Here is a 16,991-nt window from a genome sequence, read left to right as displayed (position 1 = left end):
TCCCTTGCCCCCCTGCGGTGAAGCGATGCGGGTCGGTGCCCGCGCTCGGTCCCTGCCGCTACAGTACAAAAGACCACGCGCGCGCGTCCCGGTTCGCGTGAGGGTCACCGCGGGGGTGGCTAACGGTCGGTCACAGATACGGCGTGAGCAGGCGCGCGGCCCCGTCGCGCAGTTGGGTCGCGAGCGGCCGGGCGCGGACCTCCTCGAGGGTCAGGGGGTGCGACTGTGCGCGCAGCGCGTCGGTCCAGCTGGCCAGTTCCTGGCCCAGTCCGGCATCCAGGCATTCCAGGTTGAACTCGAAGTTCAGGCGCAGGCTGCGCGGGTCCCAGTTGGCAGAGCCAACCAGGGCCCACTCGCGGTCTACCAGCATCAGCTTGGCGTGGTTGAACGGTGGTGGTGTGAGCCACAGCCGGCAGCCGCGCTCCAGCAGTTCGGCCTGCTGCGGGCGGCTGGCCCACTCCACCAGGCGCAGGTTGCTCCGGGCGGGGATCAGGATGTCGACCTGGACCCCGCGCAGGGCCGCGGCCTTCAGCGCCCCGGTGAGCGCCACGTCGGGCAGGAAGTACGGGGTCACGATGGTGACCTGTTCGCGTGCCTCGGCCAGCGCCGACTGCAGGGTGAAGTTCAGGACCTCGAAGTCCTCGTCCGGGCCGTCCGGAAGGCCGCGGCAGGCGCGGGCGCCGGCGGGGTCTACGGACTGCGGAAGCCAGAGCGGACCCTCCAGGCGTTCGCCGGTGGCGAATTGCCAGTCTTCCGCGAAGACCCGCTGCAACTGGGTGCAGGCCGGACCCCGCAGCTCGAAGTGGAGGTCGTGTATGGGGTGCGGTCCCGGGTTGGTGTGGCTGTGGCCGCGGCGGATGTTCATGCCGCCGGTGAAGGCGCGGGCGCCGTCGATCACCAGCATCTTGCGGTGATTGCGCAGGTTGAAGGCGGCCAGGCTGCTCGGCAGGTGTACCGGCATGAAGGCGGCGGCAGGCAGGCCCACCCGGCGCAGCTGGCGCTGGGTGTTGCGACGGCTGTAGCGGGCGCCGATGGCATCGATCAGGATGCGCACCTGCACGCCCCGGTCCTGTGCCTGCTGCAGGTGGGCGACGAAGCGCTCGCCTACCTGGTCATAGTCGAAGATGTACGTGGCCAGGCTGATGCTGTGACGGGACGCGTCGATCGCGGCCAGCATCTGCGCGTAGGCGCGATCGCCGTCGAACAGCGGTTCGATCGCGTTGCCACCGACCAGGCGGAACGGGCTCAGGCGGTCCCCGGAACGCAGCAGGCGCTGCCAGCGTTCCGGTGGCTCGGCCAGGCTGCTCCCGTCGGTGCTGGGGTCGGCGATCAGATAGCCCTCGCGCAGGGCGTGGGCCCGCCGGCGAATACGATTGACGCCGAACAGCCAGTAGAGCAGCGAGCCGGCCAGGGGCAGCAACACGATCAGCCCGACCCAGGCGATGACGGTCCCGGTATCGCGGCGTTGCAGCAGCGCGTGCACGACGCTCATCACCGCCAGGGCGAAGACGGCGATGGCGACGATACTGGCGGTCCAGCCTGTATCCGGCACGGACGGACTCCTTGTCGATGATGGGTTTTCCGACCGCACCCGTGGAACGCCGGGCGCGTGCCCGCTACAGTACGCGGGCCCGACCCGGCGTAAAACCCCGGCCCATCCACGTCCGCGAGACTGTCGATGACCGATATCGAGACCCCCAGCCTGTTCGCCAACAGCGGCGAGCAGCTGCCGCTGAAGGACTTCACCGAGAAGGCGTACCTGGACTACTCCATGTACGTGATCCTGGACCGTGCTCTGCCGCATATCGGCGACGGCCTGAAGCCCGTACAGCGGCGGATCATCTACGCGATGAGCGAGCTGGGGCTCTCCGCCACCGCCAAGTACAAGAAGTCCGCGCGCACCGTGGGCGACGTGCTCGGCAAGTTCCATCCGCACGGGGACTCGGCGTGCTACGAGGCGATGGTGCTGATGGCGCAGCCGTTTTCCTATCGCTATCCGTTCGTCGACGGGCAGGGCAACTGGGGTTCGCCGGATGATCCCAAGTCTTTTGCGGCGATGCGCTACACCGAGTCGCGCCTGTCGCGTTATGCGCAGCTGCTGCTTTCCGAACTGGGTCAGGGCACGGTGGACTGGGTGCCCAACTTCGACGGTGCGCTGGACGAGCCGAAGATGCTCCCGGCGCGGCTGCCGAACGTGCTGCTCAATGGGGGTTCCGGGATCGCGGTGGGTATGGCGACGGACATCCCGCCGCACAACCTGCGCGAGGTGGCCGCCGCCTGCGTGCACCTGCTGGAGCACCCGAAGGCAACGGTCGAGGAGTTGTGCGCGATCCTCCCGGCGCCGGATTTCCCCACCGAGGCCGAGATCATCTCCCCGCCGGCCGAGCTGCGAAAGGTCTACGAGACCGGCCAGGGCTCGATCCGGGCGCGGGCGCGCTACGAGCGCGAGGGCGACGACATCGTGGTGACCGCGCTGCCGCACCAGGTCTCCGGCGCCAAGCTGCTGGAGCAGATCGCCGCCCAGATCCGCGCGAAGAAGCTGCCGATGGTCGAGGACCTGCGCGACGAGTCCGACCACGAGCATCCGACGCGCCTGGTGATCACCCCGCGCTCGAACCGGGTGGACGTCGAGGGCCTGATGGCGCATCTGTTCGCGACCACGGATCTCGAGAAGACCTACCGCGTGAACATGAACGTGATCGGCCTTGACGGCCGGCCGCGGGTGCGCGACCTGGCAGGGCTGCTCGGCGAGTGGCTACAGTTCCGGATCGAGACGGTGCGCCGGCGCCTGCAATGGCGGCTGGAGAAGGTGCAGGCGCGGCTGCACGTGCTGGAAGGCCTGCTGATCGCCTATCTCAATATCGACGAGGTGATCGCGATCATCCGCGAGTACGACCGGCCAAAGCCGGAATTGATGAGCCGGTTTGGCCTGAGCGATATCCAGGCCGAGGCGATCCTGGAGCTGAAACTGCGCCACCTGGCGAAGCTCGAGGAGATGAAGATCCGCGGCGAGCAGGACGAGCTTAGCCAGGAGCGCGACCAGCTGGAGAAGACGCTGGGCTCCGAGCGCCGCCTGCGCACCCTGGTCCGCCGCGAGATCGAGCAGGACGCGAAGGAGTATGGCGACGAGCGGCGCTCGCCGCTGGTCGAACGCGCGGCCGCGCAGGCGCTGGACGAATCGGCACTGGTGCCCACCGAGCCGCTGACCATCGTGCTCTCGGAGAAGGGCTGGGCGCGGGCGGCCAAGGGCCACGATGTCGATCCCCGCGGGCTCAACTACAAGGCCGGGGATGCCTTCCAGGCGGCAGTCATCGGGCGCAGCAACCAGCCGGTGGCGTTCATCGACTCCACCGGTCGCACCTACACCATTGCGGCCCACACGCTGCCGTCGGCGCGCGGCCAGGGCGAGCCGCTTTCCGGCCGGGTGAACCCGCCGGAGGGGGCGCGTTTTATCGGCCTGGCCACCGGGGCGGAGGAAGACCGCTGGCTGCTGGGCTCGGATCACGGCTACGGCTTCATTGCCAAGCTGGGTGACCTGCTCGGCCGGCAGAAGGCAGGCAAGAACGTGCTGAGCGTACCGGCTGGCGCGGCCGTGCTGCAGCCGGCGCCGGTGCGCAACCCGCACGAGGATCACATCGCGGTGGTTACGACCCGCGGCTATCTGCTGGTGTTTCCGGCCGCGGGATTGCCGGAACTGGCGCGCGGCAAGGGCAACAAGCTGATCGGCATCCCGTCCGCGGCGCTCAAGGATGGCTCCGAGCGGGTGCTCGGGGTGGCTGTGCTGGCGCCGCAGGACACCCTGGTCGTGCATGCGGGCAAGCGCTTCAAGGCACTGGCCCCGGTGGAATGGGCCGAGTACGTTGGCGAGCGCGCGCGTCGCGGGCGTCAGCTCCCGCGCGGCTATCAGAACGCGGACAGCCTGGAGGTGCGCCCGGCCTGAACCCGCGCGTACCTGTGTGGTCTGTGAACGCGGCGGTGCTTGAATTTGGCCGCTGCGCCCCGACTATCGGCTCATCCCGTCGAGTTTATTAATTGGAGTACAGGAAAGCTTCATGAAACGTATCGTGCTGTTTCTGGCGACCAACTTCGCCATTCTGATCGTTCTCAGCATCACTCTGCGCATCCTCGGGGTGGAAAGCATCCTGGATGACCAAGGGGTCAATCTCGATCTGACCGCGCTGCTGATCTTCGCTGCCGTGTTCGGTTTTGGTGGGTCGTTCATCTCGCTGGCCATCTCCAAGTGGATGGCGAAGAAGACGATGAAGGTCCACGTGATCGACAAGCCGCGCAACGCCACCGAGCAGTGGCTGCTGGAGACGGTCACCCGTCAGGCCCGCGAGGCGGGAATCGGGATGCCGGAGGTTGGTATCTACGAGTCGCCGGACCCGAACGCCTTCGCCACCGGCATGAGCAGGAATAATGCCCTGGTCGCGGTCAGCACCGGGTTGATGCAGAACATGGGGCAAGGCGAGGTCGAGGCCGTGCTGGGGCACGAGGTGGGCCACGTGGCCAATGGTGACATGGTGACCCTGGCGCTGATCCAGGGGGTGATCAATACCTTCGTCATCTTCCTGTCGCGCGTGATCGGTCACTTTGTCGATCGCGTGATCTTCAAGAACGAGTCCGGTCACGGGCCGGCGTTCTGGATCACCGCCATCGTGACCGAGATCATCCTCGCGATCCTGGCGTCCATTATCGTGTTCTGGTTCTCGCGCCAGCGCGAGTTCCGTGCCGACGAGGCCGGGGCGCAGCTCGCCGGCCGCGAGAAGATGATCGGGGCGCTGGAGTCGCTGGCGCGCGCCTCCGGTCGCCCGGTGGACATGCCGGACCAGATGGCCGCCTTTGGCATTCGCGGTGGCATGGCTCAGGGGCTGAAGAAGCTGTTCATGAGCCACCCGCCGATCGAACAGCGCATCGCGGCGCTGCGCGCCAACGGCTGACCGCAACCCTTTATGTGTACCGGGAGAGGGCCGCCCTTCGGGGCGGCCTTTTTCGTTTGCAGTGCCGGGGCGGCGGCCGGTCGGATCAGTAGTAGCGACCGCGTCCGGGTTCGTCGTCGGAGGTGGAGATGACGTCGTCGCCGACGAAGGGGTTGCTGCGGCGTTCTTCACCGAAGGTCGACTCGGGGCCATGGCCGGGGACAAAGCGGGTGTCGTCGCCCAGTGGCCAGAGCTTGCCGGTGATGGAGTCCAGCAGCTCACGCCCGTTGCCGCGCGGAAAGTCGCTGCGGCCGATCGCGCCATGGAAAAGGACGTCACCGACCAGGGCGAGCCGGCCCTCCGGATCGTGGAAGACCACGTGGCCCGGGGTGTGGCCGGGACAGTGCAGGACGTGGAGCGTGGCTTGCCCGAGCTCGACGGTGTCGCCATCGTCCAGCCACTGATCGGGCACCAGTGGCTGGACCTCGGAGAAGCCGAAGATCTGCGCCTGCGCCGGGAGCTGGTCCAGCCAGAAGGCATCGTCGCGGTGCGGGCCGATGATCGGCGCGCCGGTACGTTTGGCCAGTTCGGCGGCCGCGCCCACGTGGTCCAGGTGGCCATGGGTCAGCAGGATCTTTTCCAGGTGGACGCCCTGATCCCGCGCGATCCGTTCCAGGGCCGCGGCATCCGCGCCGGGATCGACCCAGGCCGCCGCCCCGGTGACGTCGCACCAGATCAGGGTGGCGTTCTGGGCAAGCGGGGTGACAGGGTGGCTCAGATGGCGAAGCATAGCGGCGGATCCGTGAATGAATTCGAATTTTGAAGGCTGGAGGCGCTGGATTGCGCGCACCCGGGAATAGAACCGTCGAGCGGACGTCTTACGGGGTATGCAGGTCTTCAAGGGTACGTGATATGACGATGCGGTGAATCTGCGACCCCCTGCGCATTCACCACTTGACAAGAATATCGCCATATTAGAAGATTTGCATACGCTAATCGCTGTCCCCCCTGTCAGCGGTTGGTGGACTCCTCCATCCTCCTTTGGTGGTTTTCTTGGCGCGGGCCTCGACCCGCGCTTTTTTTTGCCTGCAATTCGCGTCATGCCGGCCGCCGTGTCTACCATGGTGGCCTTCGACGACGCTGCGAATCGCCCTTTATGACCCGACGCCTGAACAGTCTGCGCACCGCGGTGTTGTCGTTCGTGCTGATGCCCCTGTTGCTGCTGATGGCCGCGGTGGTGGCGCTGGGTCTGCACGAATTTCAGACCCAGATGGAAAACCGGATGCAGGAGGACATCGAGCTGGTGGCGCGCTCGATCCGCCTGCCTGTGGCCGGTGCGATGTTGCAGGACGACGCGGCCGGTGTGCAGCAGTCGCTGGACTCCCTGTTCCAGATCGAGGAGGTGTTCGGGGTCTATGTCTACGATGCCGACGGCCGGATGGTGGCGGCCAGTGGCCCGCCCAGTCCGACCCTGCAGCGCCGTGGCGAGGCGCAGGTCATCAGCGAAACCGGGAGTCTCGGGGCTTTCGGCGAACATCAGGGGCGCGAGACCTTTTCGTTCTTTCTTCCGTTGTCCGATCCGGCCGGTCGCATCGTGGGGCTGTTGCAGGTGACGCGCGACGTCACACCGTTCCGGGCCTTCGTCGCGCAGCTCCAGTGGCAGGGTGGGTTGCTGATGCTGGGGATTAGCGGGCTGTTTCTGCTGGTGGTGCTGTTCGGGTACCACCGGGCGGTGGGGCGGCATGTGTCTCGGTTGATGGCCGCGATGCGCGCGATTGGCGAGGGTCAGCGTGGATTGCGGGCGCCGGAACAGGGGCCGGCGGAGCTGCGCGGCCTGGCCGTCTCGATGAACCGCATGATGGAGCGTCGCGAGGCCTCGGAGGCCGAACTGGAGGCGCAACGCCTTGAGCAGGGACGGCTGGAGGAGAAGCTGCGGCACTCGGAGAAGCTGGCGGCGATCGGGCAGCTGGCGGCCGGCGTGGCACACGAACTGGGGACGCCGCTCGGGATTATCGCCGGTCGCGTGCAGCGCGCCATCCGGCACCTGCCGGAGGCGGATCCGGCGCGCACCGAGATGGAGGCGCTGAAGGCCGAGCTGGAGCGGGTGGAGACCATCGTGCGCCAGCTGCTGGACTTTGCCCGGCGCAATCCGTTGCAGGAACGCTCGCTGGATCTCGCGCAGCTGGTTGGAGATCTGGTCGAGCGTGTGCGCGAGCGGCATGCCTCCGGCGGGGTGGAATTCCGGCTCGAAGGCCCCGAGTTGACCATCGCCGCGGACCGCCTGCGCTTGGGCCAGGCCCTGGAGAATCTGCTGGAGAATGCCGCGCAGGTCGCCGCCCGCGAGGTCCGGGTCCGCTGGCATGCCTCGTCCGACCGGGTCGAGCTGGTGGTGGCGGACGACGGCCCTACGGCCGGGCGAGGGATAGACGATGAGCAGGCCGAACGCCTGTTCGAGCCCTTTTTTACCACCAAGCCCACCGGCGAGGGGACCGGGCTCGGGCTGGCGGTGGCGCAGGTGGCGCTGGAGGACCACGGGGGTACGGTGATGCTGGATCGCAGTGTCGCGGGGGAGACCCGTTTCGTCGTGCATCTGCCGGTGGCCGCTGGCGCCCAGGAGGATTCGCTTCGATGAGCAGCAAGGCACAAGTCCCCGCAACGCCCCCGGAGTCGGTCCTGGTCGTGGAGGACGATCGCGGGCATCGCGAGCTGCTGACCGAGGAGCTGACCGAGGCCGGCTACGCGGTTACGGCGGTCGCCAGTGCCGAGGATGCCGCGCGGGTGCTTGCGCAGCAGGCCTTCAGTCTGGTGGTGAGCGACCTGCGCCTGCCCGGCGCGGATGGCTTCCAGGTGCTCCAGGAGGCCCGCGCCCGGGTGCCGGCACCCGGGTTCATCATGCTCACGGGCTTCGGGACCATCGACCAGGCAGTGGCCGCGCTGAAGGCGGGGGCCGATGACTTCCTGACCAAGCCGGTGGATCTGGATCACCTGCGCCTGGCCGCCGACCGGGTGACCGAGGCGCGGCGTTTGAAGGACGAGGTGCGTCGCTATCGTGAGGTCCTTGCGCAGGCCGATGGCTTTCACGGCATGCAGGGCCGCAGTCCGGCCATGCTGCAGTTGTTCGACCTGATTCGGCGGATCGCGGCCGCCGACGGCAGTGTCCTGATCACCGGCGAGTCCGGGACCGGCAAGGAACTGGTGGCGCGCGCGCTCCATGCGGAAAGCGAGCGGGCCGGTGGTCCGTTCGTGGCGATTAACTGCGCGGGCATCCCCGAGGCCCTGCTGGAGTCGGAGTTGCTGGGGCACGTGGCGGGTGCGTTCAGCGGGGCCAAGGGGGCTCGGCGCGGCCTGTTTACCGAGGCCGACGGCGGCACCCTGTTCCTGGACGAGATTGCCGAGATGCCGGTGGCCATGCAGAGCAAGCTGTTGCGTCTTCTGCAGGATGGTCGCGTGCGTCCAGTGGGCGCCAACGAGGAGATCGCGACCGATGTGCGTATCGTGGCGGCCACGCATCAGGATCTGCAGGCGCATATTGCCAACGGTCGTTTCCGTGAGGATCTCTACTATCGCCTGGAGACCTTTCGTATCGAGATCCCGCCGCTGCGCGAGCGTGGCGATGATATCGAACGCCTGGCCCTGCAGTTCCTGCGTCAGCAGGCCCTGGCCCGCGATCTGCCCGAGCGTCGCCTGAGCCCGGAGGCCCTGCGTGCGCTGGTGCGGTATCCGTTCCCGGGGAACGTCCGCGAACTCGCGAGTCTGATGGAGCGTGCCGCCACCCTGGCGGCCGGCGAGGTCATCGAGACCCGTGATCTGCCGGAGCGCGTATTCGAGGCGCTCGCCGAGGATCCCGGCGGAACGACGGGCGACCGGGCGGAGGGGGCGACGCCGGTCCCGGGGATGGGCGACGACGGCCAGTGGCCGACCCTGGAGGAGCGCGAGCGCGACTACATTCGTCGGGTGCTGGAGCATGTGGACGGCAACAAGCAACGCGCTGCGCGGATCCTCGGCATCGGCCGCAAGACGCTGTACCGCAAACTCGGGGAATCCGACCCATCGTGACATCCTGACCCGGGTCGACCTGACCCATGTGTCATTATGACCCGGTTTACCGTTGGGGCGTTCCCCGGCCCTTTCGGGATGATGAGGTCATAAGTCGCTGTTTCAAAGTGTTTTGTTTGTCTTTTTCCAATCTTGGCACGATGCCTGCTCCTACTGGGACAGCAATCGAGGAATCGGAACCGCAGTGACGGACCATTCCTCCTCACACGGTTGCAACGAAATCGGGCGTGCGGACGATCGACCTTGAGTCGTAGCCGGCTTCGCCCCGAGATCCGAACGATCCAAAGGAAAAGGAGCAACATGATGAATATGCGCAAGACGATGCTCGCGATGGCCCTGACCTCCCTGTTTGCCGTGGGTGGAGCCGCCTCCGCCCAGTACGGCGGTGCCGAAGGTGGTGCCGGTGGGGGCGACATGGGCGGTGCCCAGGGCGGCCAGCCGCCGGCCCAGGAAGGCGGTGCCGGTGGCGGTGCTCAGGGCGGCCAGCCGCCTCAGGGTGGTGCCCAGGGTGGCGCGGCCCAGGGCGGTGCCCCGATGCAGGAAGCCCCCGAGGTGGATCTGAGCGAAGAAGACATCGACACTTTCGTAACCGCCTTCGTTGCGGTGCAGGAAGTGCGCGAAGACTTCGCCGACCGGCTGCAGAGTGCCGAGGACGAAACCGAAGCCCAGTCCATGCAGCAGGAAGCACAGGACGAAATGGTCAACGCGGTTGAAGACTCGGGCATGAGCGTCGAGGAATACAACGAAGTGGCCATGGCCCTGCAGAACGACCCCGAGTTGATGCAGGAAGTCCAGGAACGCGCTGAAGCCCAGCTGTAACGGGCAGCGCAAAACCTCCCCGGGCATTGCGCCCGGGGGGTTGCAGGGGCCGGCCTTCGGGGCGGCCCCTTGTTTGTGTCCGGGGCATGCACGCGAATGTTCTGCACATTGATCCGTGATTCCCCCGAGGGCGGACGCCTTCGGGTCTCGGGAATTGTCCCTGTAGCTTGAATTGGGCGGAGGGAAGCGTTATTCTTGCGCGCTTTCTGAATCGCCCCGACCTCGGAGCATCGAACATCATGAGTACCATTAGCGCCAAGCCGGCCGAAGTCGAACGCGACTGGTTTCTCGTCGACGCCGACGGCAAGACCCTCGGTCGACTCGCCACGGAAATCGCACATCGCCTGCGCGGGAAGCACAAGCCCGTGTACACGCCGCATGTCGATACCGGCGACTACATCGTCGTGATCAACGCGGAGAAGATCCGCGTCTCCGGCAACAAGGCCATGGACAAGAAGTACTTCCACCATTCCGGTTACCCGGGTGGCATCAAGGAAGCCAACTTCACCCAGATGATCGAGCGTCATCCGGAGAAGGTGCTGGAGCTTGCCGTCAAGGGCATGCTGCCGCGCAACCCGCTTGGCCGGGCCATGTTCAAGAAGCTCAAGGTCTACGCCGGTACCGAACACCGGCACACGGCCCAGCAGCCGCAGCCGCTCGAAGTCTGAGCCGCCAGAATCAGCAAGGGAATCGATCCGAATGGCTATCAATCAGTATTACGGCACCGGCCGCCGCAAGACCGCCTCGGCGCGCGTCTTCCTGCGTCCCGGCACGGGCAACATCACGGTTAACGAGAAGCCGCTGGACGACTTCTTCGGCCGCAAGACCTCGCGCATGGTGGTACGCCAGCCGTTGGAGGCGACCGAGTCGACCGGCAACTTCGACGTGATCGCGACCGTTGAAGGCGGTGGCGGCAACGGCCAGGCCGGCGCGATCCGTCTGGGCATTGCCCGCGCCTTGGTGCAGTACAACGAAGACATGCGCCCGTCGCTGCGTCGTGGTGGTCACCTGACCCGCGATGCCCGCGAGGTGGAGCGCAAGAAGATCGGCCTGCGCAAGGCCCGTCGTGCAACCCAGTACTCGAAGCGCTAAAATTCGCGTCGAGTTTCGGGCTGCACCCGACCCGGTTTACTGGGGGATCGTCTAGCGGTAGGACTGCGGACTCTGACTCCGCCAACCCAGGTTCGAATCCTGGTCCCCCAGCCATTCATGGAAGAAGGCCCCCTTGTGGGGCCTTTTTTCATGAATGGCTGGAAGATTTCAGGATGAGAACCTGCAAGGTTCGACGGTGAGGCGTAGCCGAGCCGAACAGCGCCGTATGCGGCGCTGGCCCGAAGGGCGAGGCGCATAGCGCCGAGTAATCCTGGTCCCCCAGCCAAACATAGAGAAGGGCCCCCTCGTGGGGCCCTTTTCTATGGATATTTGAGCGGACCAGGGTTCGAACCTGGAAGGTTCGGCGAAGCGCAGCGAAGCACTGCACGCGCGCAGCGTGTGCAGCCCCTAAGGGGTGAGGCGGCGTAGCCGCCGAATCATCCTGGTCCCCCAGCCATGGCAGTGCGCCCCTCGAAGGGGCGCACTGCCATCCCCGGAGCCAGGCAACGATTCGGGCCAGAACGTTTCGACACCGCCCCGCTGATTTGTGGACGCCGACCTTGGCGACCGGCCCCCGGTAGCCACAAACGCCGGGACCCCGGCATCCCATCAACCCCGCTCCCGACTCCGCTACAATCCCTCGACAGTGATCGGGAAATGCAGGGAATTCTCCCGCCCTTTTTCCGTCCAATTCCGCAGAACCCGGCCGCACTGGGTCGGATCGATCAAAATGCCAGAGAAGAGAGGATTGACCATGTCGGTACCCGAGAATCCCTACGAGCCGGTCAGCGTGGATGTGACAGCCCACGAGGTCGAAGGGCTGGACACTTGGTACATGATCGGGATCTCCGGTATTCCGGATCCCGACAACGAGGGGCATACCTCGAATGCGGGGTTCGTCGTGACCGACGAGGGCGTGGTGGTATATGACGCCCTGGGGACGCCGCCACTTGGTTTCGAGATGATTCGCCGGATCCGCGAGGTGACCGACCAGCCGATCAAGTACGTGATCGCAGGTCATTATCACGCGGATCACATCTATGGCCTGCAGGCGTTCGCGGACCACACCGATGCCAAAATCATCGGGCAGGCGCGCGCGCGGGACTATCTGGGAGGCGCCGGTGCGGTGGCGCGGCTCGAGCAGCGCCGGGGCGTGCTGGCCCCATGGGTGGACGAGGACACCCAGATCATCCCGCCGGACGAATTCTTCGAGGACGAGTACACCATCCGTCTCGGCGGGAAGACCTTCCGGTGCGTGCACGCGGGGCCCGCACACTCGCCGGACGACATCATCATGGTGGTGGAGGAGACCGGCGTGGTGTTCGCCGGCGACATCGTGTTCGATGGTCGGATCCCGTTTCTGGGCGACGATGCGCTGGATTCGGAGAACTGGGTCAAGCGCCTGGAAGAGTTGATGGAGATGGACCTGAAGTTCCTGATTCCGGGGCATGGCGAGGCGACCGATCAGGCGGCCCGGGCGGTCAGGTTCACCCGCGACTACCTGGTGAAGCTGCGCGAGCACATGGCCGTGGCGGTCGAGAACATGGATTCCTTCGACGAGGCCTACTCCGCGATGGACTGGAGTGACTACGAAGACCTGCCGGCCTTCGAACAGACCAACCGCAGCAACGCCAACGCGGTCTATCTGGAGATGGAAGAGAAGCTCTTCTGAGATCGGCCCCAGGGGAAGCCCGGTCGGTGCGTCCGTTGCGGGTCCTTGATGTATCCCTGAATCCCACAAGCGAAAGGAATGATCGCCAATGACGCTGAATATTGAACCGGGCCTGCTCATGGCCATCCTGTCCCTGGTGGCGGGCATCCTGATCCTGATCCGGCCCCGCCTGCTGAACTACATCGTCGCGATCTATCTGATTGTTATCGGGGTGCTGGGTCTGCTGGCGTATTTCTAGGGAGATGCTCGTGGGGCACCAGCGCGGATGCGTGAATCGATCAGCGCCGCCCTGGCGACGTAAAGGTCCCCGTCACCGATAGTTTGGTGCCCAAAAGCATGGACCAACAGTGCGACTTCGTGCGCAGGGCGTGCGGACCCGTTACTCTTTGGCCACATTCTGATCGGGGGGCTACGCCTCAATGACCGCCGAACGCGTCCGAGAAATACCCTATAACTACACCTCATTCTCCGACCGCGAAATCGTTATCCGTTTCCTGGGTTCCGATACCTGGGACCTCCTCAATGAGTTGCGTGGGGAGCGTCGGACGGGGGTGTCTGCGCGCATGCTGTTCGAGGTTCTGGGCGACATGTGGGTGGTCACCCGAAACCCGTACATCCAGGATGATCTGCTGGAGGACAAGAAGCGCCGCAAGGCGCTGATTGATGCCATGCAGCATCGGCTGGGCCAGATCACGGCCCGGGCCGACGGCAACGAGAAGGCGCTCAAGCTGGGCCAGCGCGCGCAGGCGGCAGTGTCCGCCTTTGCGCAGGAGTTCGCCGATACCGCCGCGCTGCGCGATCAGGTGCGCAAGCGCATGAAGTCCCTGACGCACAAGGACAACATCCAGTTCGGCGGCTTGGCGCGGGTCTCCCACGTGACCGATGCGACCGACTGGCGTGTGGAGCTCCCGTTCGTGGTGCTCACCCCGGATTCCGAGGAAGAGATGGGCCCGCTGGTCGCGGCCTGCATCGAGCTCGGCCTGACGGTGATCCCGCGTGGCGGTGGCACCGGCTACACCGGTAGTGCCGTCCCGCTGTCCAAGCGCTCGGCGGTCATCAACACCGAGAAGCTGGAAGGTCTGGGCGAGGTCGAGCGCCGACCCCTGCCGGGCGTGGAGCGTGACGTCCCGGTGGTGCGCGTGGAGGCCGGTGTGGTCACCAAACGCGTCTCCGAGCTGGCCGATCGCAACGGTCTGGTGTTCGCGGTGGATCCGACCTCGCAGGACGCCTCCACCATCGGCGGCAACGTCGCGATGAACGCCGGCGGCAAGAAGGCCGTGCTGTGGGGTACCGCGCTGGACAACCTGGCCGCCTGGACCATGGTGACCCCCGAGGCGGAGTGGATGTATGTCGAGCGCCTCGACCACAACCTCGGCAAGATCCACGACGCCGAGGTCGTGCGCTTCCGTGTGAGCCGCTATCAGCCGGACGGCAAGACCCCGAAGGGCGAGCCCGAGATCCTGGAGATGCCGGGGCAGAGCTTCCGCAAGCTGGGGCTGGGCAAGGATGTGACCGACAAGACCCTGATGGGCGTGCCGGGCATCCAGAAGGAAGGCTGTGACGGTCTGATTACGTCGGCCGAGTTCATCCTGCACCGGATGCCGGACAACATCCGCACCGTGTGTCTGGAGTTCTACGGGACCGATCTGCACCAGGCCGTGCCGGCGATCGTCGAGATCAAGGATGCGGTGGACGCCGAGGACGAAGTCCTGCTGGCGGGTCTGGAGCATCTCGACGAGCGCTACGTGCGGGCGGTGAAGTACACCCCGAAGGGCGCCCGTGGTGACCTGCCGAAGATGGTCCTGGTCGCCGACATTGTCTCCGACAACGAGGATGCCCTGGGCAAGCTGGCGGCCAGGATGGTGCGCGCGGCGAACGCCCGCAATGGCGAGGGTTTCGTTGCGGTCAGCCCCGAGGCGCGCAAGCGCTTCTGGGCGGATCGCGCCCGCACCGCGGCGATTGCTCACCACACCAACGCGTTCAAGATCAACGAGGACGTGGTGATCCCGCTGGAGCGCCTGGCGGAGTACACCGAGGGGATCGAGACCCTGAACGTGCGCGAGTCGCTGAAGAACAAGCTCCGGATGGTCGACGAGATGCAGGAGTGCATGCGCGGTGACCATCCGGAGCTGCGCGAGTTGCTGGACGACACCGGTGGCGAGGGCCAGCAGTGGTTCGAGGCCAAGCGCGAGCGTGCGGTGGAGGTCCTGGAGACGGTGAAGAAGCGCTGGGAGGCAATCTCGGACAACTTCTTCACCCAGGCCTCGGAGTGTGACGAGCTGCTGGACGAGCCCGCTCGTGCGGACTTGCGCGACCATGACAAGCTGATCAATGTGCTGCTGCGGCGCAGCCTGCGCATCTCCTACCGCGCCGAGGTCGAGCGCCCGCTGTTCGAGATCTTTGGCGGGCACCAGCTGGAGCCGGTGCGCAAGCGGCTGGCCGCGATCCACGACCGGGTACTGACCAGCCGCCTGTTCATCGCCCTGCACATGCACGCGGGCGATGGCAACGTGCACACCAACATCCCGGTCAATTCCAATGACTACCAGATGATGCACCAGGCCGAGCGCCTGGTGGATGAAGTGATGCGCCTGGCACGCGAGCTCAATGGGGTGATCTCCGGCGAGCACGGGATCGGGCTGACCAAGATGCAGTATCTGGAGCCCGAACGCATCGAGTCGTTCGCGAAGTACAAGAAGGACGTCGACCCGAATGGCGTTTTCAACGCCGGCAAGCTGCTGGTGGGCTCCGGGTTGTCCAATGCCTATACGCCGTCGCTGCGCCTGGTCAAGCAGGAGGCGTTGATCCTTGAACAAAGCGAGCTGGGCGATCTCAACGACGAGATCAAGGACTGCCTGCGTTGCGGCAAGTGCAAGCCGGTGTGCAACACGCACGTCCCGCGCGCCAATCTACTGTACTCGCCGCGCAACAAGATCCTGGCGACCGGGTTGATCGTCGAGGCGTTCCTCTACGAGGAGCAGACCCGGCGCGGGCTGTCGCTGAATCACTTCGAGGAGATGAACGACGTCGCGGATCACTGCACGATCTGCCACAAGTGCCTGAATCCGTGTCCGGTCGACATCGACTTTGGCGACGTGACCATGCACATGCGTTCGATTCTGAACAAGAAGGGCAAGCGCAAGGCGACGCCGGCGACGATGATGTCCATGGCGTTCCTCAACGCCAAGGACCCGGCCACCATCAAGGGCATCCGCAAGGGTGCGATCCAGATGGGCTACGCCGCCCAGCGTCTGGGCCACTGGTCGTTCAAGAAGTTCGGCCTGACCGGGGAGGGCAAGACCCCGCGCTCGACCACCGGCAAGGCACCGATGCACGAGCAGGTCGTGCACTTCGTGAAAAAACCGATGCCCGCCGGGCTGCCGAGCCAGACCACCCGCCAGATGCTGGGGCTGGAGGATTCGCGCTACGTGCCGATCCTGCGCGACCCGGTGAAGACCGATCTGGATTCGGATGCGGTGTTCTACTTCCCCGGTTGCGGTTCCGAGCGCCTGTTCAGTCAGGTGGGCCTGGCCACCCTGGCCATGCTCTACGACGTGGGCGCGCAGACCGTGCTGCCGCCGGGCTACCTGTGCTGCGGGTATCCGCAGAATGCCGGTGGCGATTTCGAGAAGGGCCAGCAGATCAGCACCGAGAACCGGGTACTGTTCCACCGTCTGGCGACCACGCTCAACTACCTCGACATCAAGACCGTGGTGGTGTCCTGCGGCACCTGCATGGATCAGCTCCTGAAATACGAGTTCGAGCGGATCTTCCCGGGTTGCCGGTTGCTGGACATCCACGAGTACCTGATGGAGAAGGGCGTCCATCTCGAGGGGCTCGAGGGTGTGCAGTACATGTACCACGATCCCTGCCATTCGCCGATGAAGTCGCACAAGCCGACCGATGTCGCCTCCAAACTGATGGGGCAGGACGTCCTGCAGTCCGACCGTTGCTGTGGCGAGGCCGGGACCTTTGCGATCAGCCGTCCGGATATCGCCACCCAGGTGCGCTTCCGCAAGCAGGAAGAGCTGCACAAGGGCATCAAGGAGCTGACCGGAGAGGAGAAGGCGAAGGACGGCAACGTGAAGATGCTGACCTCCTGCCCGGCCTGCCAGCAGGGTCTGTCGCGCTATCGCGAGGATACCGGGATGGATACCGACTACATCGTGGTGGAGATGGCCAACCGTCTGATGGGCGATGGCTGGCAGAAGGCCTTCATCGAACGGGCGCGCGAGGGCGGGATCGAGAAGGTCCTGCTGTAGGGCTTGGAGCCGGCACAAGTGGGTGCTGCACATGGCCCGCCCGGGTTGGCTACAATCGGGGGCACCGGGCGTTCGCGACGGAATAAAGGATCGTCACGTCGCGTCGCCCCATCGGGCGTACGCAATGCCCGTCAAGGCCGCGGCAGTGTATGCGGCATGTCCACCCGTCCA

General features: G+C 65.8%; 12 protein-coding genes, 1 tRNA gene and 1 other RNA gene. 12 read left to right on the top strand and 2 right to left on the bottom strand.

Annotation, left to right across the window (positions count from 1 at the left end; translation table 11 throughout):
- Positions 1–130: 130 nt before the first annotated feature.
- Entirely contained in the window at positions 131–1,552 is a 1,422-nt protein-coding gene (gene cls / locus G315_RS0110805) for a cardiolipin synthase (RefSeq protein ID WP_018144113.1), read from the bottom strand.
- Between the two features lie 126 nt (positions 1,553–1,678).
- Between cls and parC the strand changes: the two genes are divergently transcribed.
- Both parC and htpX read left to right on the top strand, forming a co-directional pair.
- The gene (parC, locus tag G315_RS0110800; protein ID WP_019612503.1) at positions 1,679–3,940 is read left to right on the top strand and encodes a DNA topoisomerase IV subunit A; all 2,262 of its coding nucleotides are present in this window, start codon (positions 1,679–1,681) and stop codon (positions 3,938–3,940) included.
- A gap of 112 nt (positions 3,941–4,052) precedes the next feature.
- Positions 4,053–4,940, top strand: coding sequence for a protease HtpX (gene htpX / locus G315_RS0110795; protein WP_018144111.1), 888 nt, complete (start codon positions 4,053–4,055; stop codon positions 4,938–4,940).
- 85 nt (positions 4,941–5,025) lie between these two features.
- Here the strand turns inward: htpX and G315_RS0110790 are convergent, their stop codons facing one another.
- Entirely contained in the window at positions 5,026–5,709 is a 684-nt protein-coding gene (locus G315_RS0110790) for an MBL fold metallo-hydrolase (RefSeq protein WP_018144110.1), read from the bottom strand.
- A gap of 366 nt (positions 5,710–6,075) precedes the next feature.
- Here G315_RS0110790 and G315_RS0110785 point away from each other — a divergent pair, with 366 nt between their 5' ends.
- The 10 genes from G315_RS0110785 (at position 6,076) to G315_RS0110745 (ending at position 16,820) form a co-directional block, all read left to right on the top strand.
- Complete coding sequence (locus tag G315_RS0110785; RefSeq protein ID WP_018144109.1) at positions 6,076–7,551, top strand: ATP-binding protein; 1,476 nt, start codon at positions 6,076–6,078, stop codon at positions 7,549–7,551.
- Positions 7,548–8,975, top strand: a complete 1,428-nt coding sequence (locus tag G315_RS0110780) for a sigma-54 dependent transcriptional regulator (RefSeq protein ID WP_019612502.1) — start codon at positions 7,548–7,550, stop codon at positions 8,973–8,975. The genes G315_RS0110785 and G315_RS0110780 overlap by 4 nt, the downstream gene beginning before the upstream one ends.
- Before the next feature lie 303 nt (positions 8,976–9,278).
- Complete coding sequence (locus G315_RS0110775; protein ID WP_018168109.1) at positions 9,279–9,794, top strand: DUF4168 domain-containing protein; 516 nt, start codon at positions 9,279–9,281, stop codon at positions 9,792–9,794.
- 239 nt (positions 9,795–10,033) lie between these two features.
- Positions 10,034–10,462 (top strand): 50S ribosomal protein L13, encoded by a 429-nt coding sequence (gene rplM / locus G315_RS0110770; protein ID WP_018144106.1) that lies wholly within the window; start codon positions 10,034–10,036, stop codon positions 10,460–10,462.
- A 31-nt stretch (positions 10,463–10,493) separates the two neighbouring features.
- Positions 10,494–10,886 carry a 30S ribosomal protein S9 gene (gene rpsI / locus G315_RS0110765; protein ID WP_018144105.1) on the top strand — a complete coding sequence of 131 codons (393 nt, stop codon included), beginning with the start codon at positions 10,494–10,496 and terminating at the stop codon, positions 10,884–10,886.
- Positions 10,887–10,926: 40 nt separating this feature from the next.
- Positions 10,927–11,000, top strand: a tRNA-Gln gene (locus G315_RS0110760).
- Between the two features lie 36 nt (positions 11,001–11,036).
- A non-coding RNA gene (locus G315_RS14340) (RtT sRNA) lies at positions 11,037–11,172 on the top strand.
- 468 nt (positions 11,173–11,640) lie between these two features.
- The gene (locus tag G315_RS0110755) at positions 11,641–12,558 is read left to right on the top strand and encodes an MBL fold metallo-hydrolase (protein ID WP_018144104.1); all 918 of its coding nucleotides are present in this window, start codon (positions 11,641–11,643) and stop codon (positions 12,556–12,558) included.
- An 88-nt stretch (positions 12,559–12,646) separates the two neighbouring features.
- Positions 12,647–12,796: a DUF3096 domain-containing protein gene (locus G315_RS14335; protein ID WP_018144103.1), complete on the top strand. Its 150-nt coding sequence runs from the start codon at positions 12,647–12,649 to the stop codon at positions 12,794–12,796.
- 181 nt (positions 12,797–12,977) lie between these two features.
- On the top strand, positions 12,978–16,820 hold the full coding sequence (locus G315_RS0110745) for a DUF3683 domain-containing protein (RefSeq protein WP_019612501.1): 3,843 nt from the start codon (positions 12,978–12,980) through the stop codon (positions 16,818–16,820).
- The last annotated feature ends 171 nt before the right edge of the window (positions 16,821–16,991 follow it).

Source organism: Thioalkalivibrio sp. AKL7 (assembly GCF_000381705.1).
Lineage (GTDB): Bacteria > Pseudomonadota > Gammaproteobacteria > Ectothiorhodospirales > Ectothiorhodospiraceae > Thioalkalivibrio > Thioalkalivibrio versutus.
Note: the sequence above shows the minus strand (reverse complement) of the source record. Positions and strands in the feature narration are given on the sequence as shown.